The organism is Bartonella rattaustraliani AUST/NH4 (assembly GCF_000312565.1).
In the GTDB taxonomy this organism is placed as follows: domain Bacteria; phylum Pseudomonadota; class Alphaproteobacteria; order Rhizobiales; family Rhizobiaceae; genus Bartonella; species Bartonella rattaustraliani.
On the sequence record NZ_CALW02000019.1, the window covers coordinates 1 to 3,311 of the forward strand.

At 40.9% G+C, this 3,311-nt stretch carries 5 protein-coding genes; all 5 read right to left on the reverse strand.

Annotated elements, in window-relative coordinates; genetic code table 11:
• Positions 1-121: 121 nt before the first annotated feature.
• On the reverse strand, positions 122-250 hold the full coding sequence (locus BN67_RS15170) for a hypothetical protein (protein WP_019222669.1): 129 nt from the start codon (positions 248-250) through the stop codon (positions 122-124).
• Between the two features lie 178 nt (positions 251-428).
• A complete protein-coding gene (locus BN67_RS03025) occupies positions 429-614 on the reverse strand; it encodes a hypothetical protein (protein WP_156791614.1) in 186 nt (61 codons plus the stop codon).
• 504 nt (positions 615-1,118) lie between these two features.
• The gene (yacG, locus tag BN67_RS03035) at positions 1,119-1,319 is read right to left on the reverse strand and encodes a DNA gyrase inhibitor YacG (protein WP_019222672.1); all 201 of its coding nucleotides are present in this window, start codon (positions 1,317-1,319) and stop codon (positions 1,119-1,121) included.
• Positions 1,320-1,711: 392 nt separating this feature from the next.
• Positions 1,712-2,410 (reverse strand): Maf family nucleotide pyrophosphatase, encoded by a 699-nt coding sequence (locus tag BN67_RS03040; RefSeq protein ID WP_019222673.1) that lies wholly within the window; start codon positions 2,408-2,410, stop codon positions 1,712-1,714.
• A 220-nt stretch (positions 2,411-2,630) separates the two neighbouring features.
• Positions 2,631-2,849 carry a translation initiation factor IF-1 gene (gene infA, locus BN67_RS03050; protein ID WP_019222675.1) on the reverse strand — a complete coding sequence of 73 codons (219 nt, stop codon included), beginning with the start codon at positions 2,847-2,849 and terminating at the stop codon, positions 2,631-2,633.
• Between the last annotated feature and the right edge of the window lie 462 nt (positions 2,850-3,311).

Below are 3,311 nucleotides of genomic sequence, written 5' to 3' on the forward strand. Positions count from 1 at the left end.
CGTAAAACATAATCCTCTGTTTTTACACATTCACAGATTTACGCTTTTGTGAATTTACAGAAAGCATCCCCCTCTTCCCCTTCTGCCTACACCCAAAATCAACTCCACCAACACAGCCCCATCACCACAACCCCACAAACACAACGCCATATCTCACAGCGCCCAAATCTTTCTCACCATTCATGCCCCTCCCTACCTCACGCACCTCCCCCCACGCATGCACATTTCCCTCACCACCCCGACCTCTCACTTTTCACCTCTTGCTCCCTCACGCACACACTGTGCTCACCTCTCCTTGCTCCCCGCGTCTACCTCTTCCCACCCATACACCTCACATTTTCTCTCTCATACCTCTCACAAATCCTGTCTCCTCACTTTACCTTTTCACGCTACGATAATAAAACACCGTGAAACATAATTCTCTGTTTTTACACATTCACAGATTTACGCTTTTGTAAATTTACAGAAAGCATCCCCCTCTTCCCCTTCGCCCGTGCCCCAAACCAAGAACTCCACCACCACAGCCACACCACTACAACCGCACCAACACAAATCACGCGCCTACCAATATCTTTGACATGTTTATGACGTTTTATATATAGACGACGAACCACCACAAAAGAATTGCTAGAAGACAACGGCGAGAGTCAAAACCGCGCATTATTACTTAAATATCTGCTCAAAAACGAACAGCCTCATTCACCTTCCCATAAAGTTCTGTTTCCAAGTAAAAACGGATCTCCAAAAAGAATGGTGCTAAAGAAAAGCGCATAACTGCTTTTTCTAAAACGCAATTTTCACCTTTCCAAAAATAAACAGAAATATGCGTAAACAGAAAGAAGGCATTGGGTTAGCTCTCAATTTACAAATTTTTCATCAATCATGAGGTTATTTTGGAGGATATCGCAGTCTACAACAAACTCAATAATGTCTCTTAAACACCAAGAAGTCGAAAAAGGCTCGTAAACAGTTGTCCAAGAGAGGCTTTTCATAATACTTTTCTATCTTCTTTTCAGAAAATATATTTCTCAGTCAATCGTGCTATTTTTGCTGAAAAAGTTTTTACAATGCAACACGCAAATTGGCCTTTTTCTAGACTTAACCGCCTATCCCTTTATCTACTCTTCTTCATCACTTCCCTGTGAAGGTGGGGGGAGAATATAAGCCCCCGAAAGCCACCGGTTGAGATCAATAGCGCGACATCGCGAGGAACAGAAGGGATAGGTATTCTGTTGCGCCATCTGACCACAAATTGGACAAGGATGTGGAGGACGCATTTGAGATGTCTTGGTTTGTGTTACGTTTGGCTTTTGAGACATTTTATAGATCTTTTATCTTTACTTTTCATGGGGCTTTTTATAGGCGATGATTAAAAAACAAGCGACACCATTGCTCTCTTTACCAGCGCATGGGTGTTGCGACAACCCTTGCATAAAGGCAGTTGAGAGGCATTTTTTCTCCTTTCCTCACTCATTTTATCCACATGCCAATCCCGCTGAGTGTATAAAGCTTAAGTAAAAAATTGACTCATCATAAAATGGTTTAAAATGAAAGAATCTTACGGGCATTCAGGGTTGTGTTTCAAGATAAGAAATAAAAATTATTATAAATCAATATATTAAGTAAAAATGCGCTGTATTTTCTCTCTTTCCTTTTTATATTTCATCTATTGGTTTTTGTTTTATCCATAGATTTTGCCTACCTTATCCTTTTAAGGCATTTCTCCGGTCCAATTTGCGAGAACTGGATAGCGATAAGCTGAAAGAAGATCTATTGTTTCTGCCAAGGGCAATCCCACGACATTGGAATAAGAACCATTGATATGGATCACGAAAGCCCCAGCTTTTCCTTGAATAGCATAACCACCGGCTTTTCCCTGCCATTCTCCAGACGCGAGATATGCCTGCATGATCTGAGAAGTTAGCAGCCTAAAACGCACACGACTTTCAACGAGCTTTACGGTTATTTTCCCAGTTTCATTAAGTGCACACACAGCGCCATAGACTTTGTGTGCGCGTCCAGAAAGGAACTTTAAACATTCATAGGCCTCGTCTTCATCCTCTGGTTTAGGCAGAACGGTGCGCCCCACAGCAACCACGGTATCCGCAGCGAGGATAACAACTTTCTGTTTTGTAGCTTTTTCGTTCTTTTTTTGATCACTCTTTTTTTGATCCCCCAAGAGCAAAAAGCTTTGCACGTTAAGCGCTTTTTCTTTTGCCAGACGTTTTGCAAGATTTGCAGGGTGCTCTCTTAATTTAGGCGTTTCATCGCTATTGGTTGCATAAACTTCATCAGGTTCGATTCCAATCTGTGCTAAGAGCATCAGACGTCGTGGTGAAGCGGAGGCAAGGATCAACTGGATTTCATCTGAAGTTTTTTTTTGCAAATCATTTTTTTCTGTATTTTTCATTTTTGCCCCCTCAGAATGCAAGTCACCCCTGCATGACTTTTACATCCCAACATTTTTTGTCCTGACGCCTGAGGTTTTTCCTCAGGTTCTGTTGATTTTTACTTTTATTTTATGTTTCATTTCAGGAAAATCCATGAGAGCTCTCTCAATACTCTCTCTTTTTTTGAAGCTCTTGTGTTTATAAGAGTTTTTCTGACAAAAAACGAAAAGCATTTCGCAATTATTTATAGCGATATATAATGCGTCCTTTTGTCAAATCATAAGGGGTCATTTCGACCATGATTTTATCACCAGCCAACACACGAATACGATTTTTTCGCATTCTTCCAGCGGTATGGGCAATAATTTCATGATCATTTTCCAGTTTCACACGAAACATAGCATTCGGCAAAAGCTCGGTCACGACACCAGAAAATTCCAAAACTTCTTCTTTTGACATAAACAATTATTTCCTTTATAATGTGCTTTTTCATCTGCGCGTTATTTTTTCGGTATTCATAGCTTATTTTCTTTATTTTGTGAATAAAATTCAACAAAAAGAGAGCGTTTTTTCTTTTTGTGTGTTTTTTGACGCTTTTAAGAATCTTTCACAGAGAGATTTGCATTCACTTTTGAGTAAGGGCTGAAGAGTTATGGTGCCACTTACGGCTATCCCCTTTTCACGCATACCCATCATGTCTTTCCATCTATTACTCCCCTTTCATCCATTCAGCCCACCTCCTTGACTCTTCTCATTCTTTTTTTCATTCACACGCACACCTCTTACTCTTCACTTCTTGCCCCCTCACGCACACACTGTGCTCACCTCTCCTTGCTCCCCGCGTGTCTACCTCTTCACACCCATTCACTCCACCCATACACCTCACATTTTCTCTCTCATACCTTTCACAAATCTTCCTCT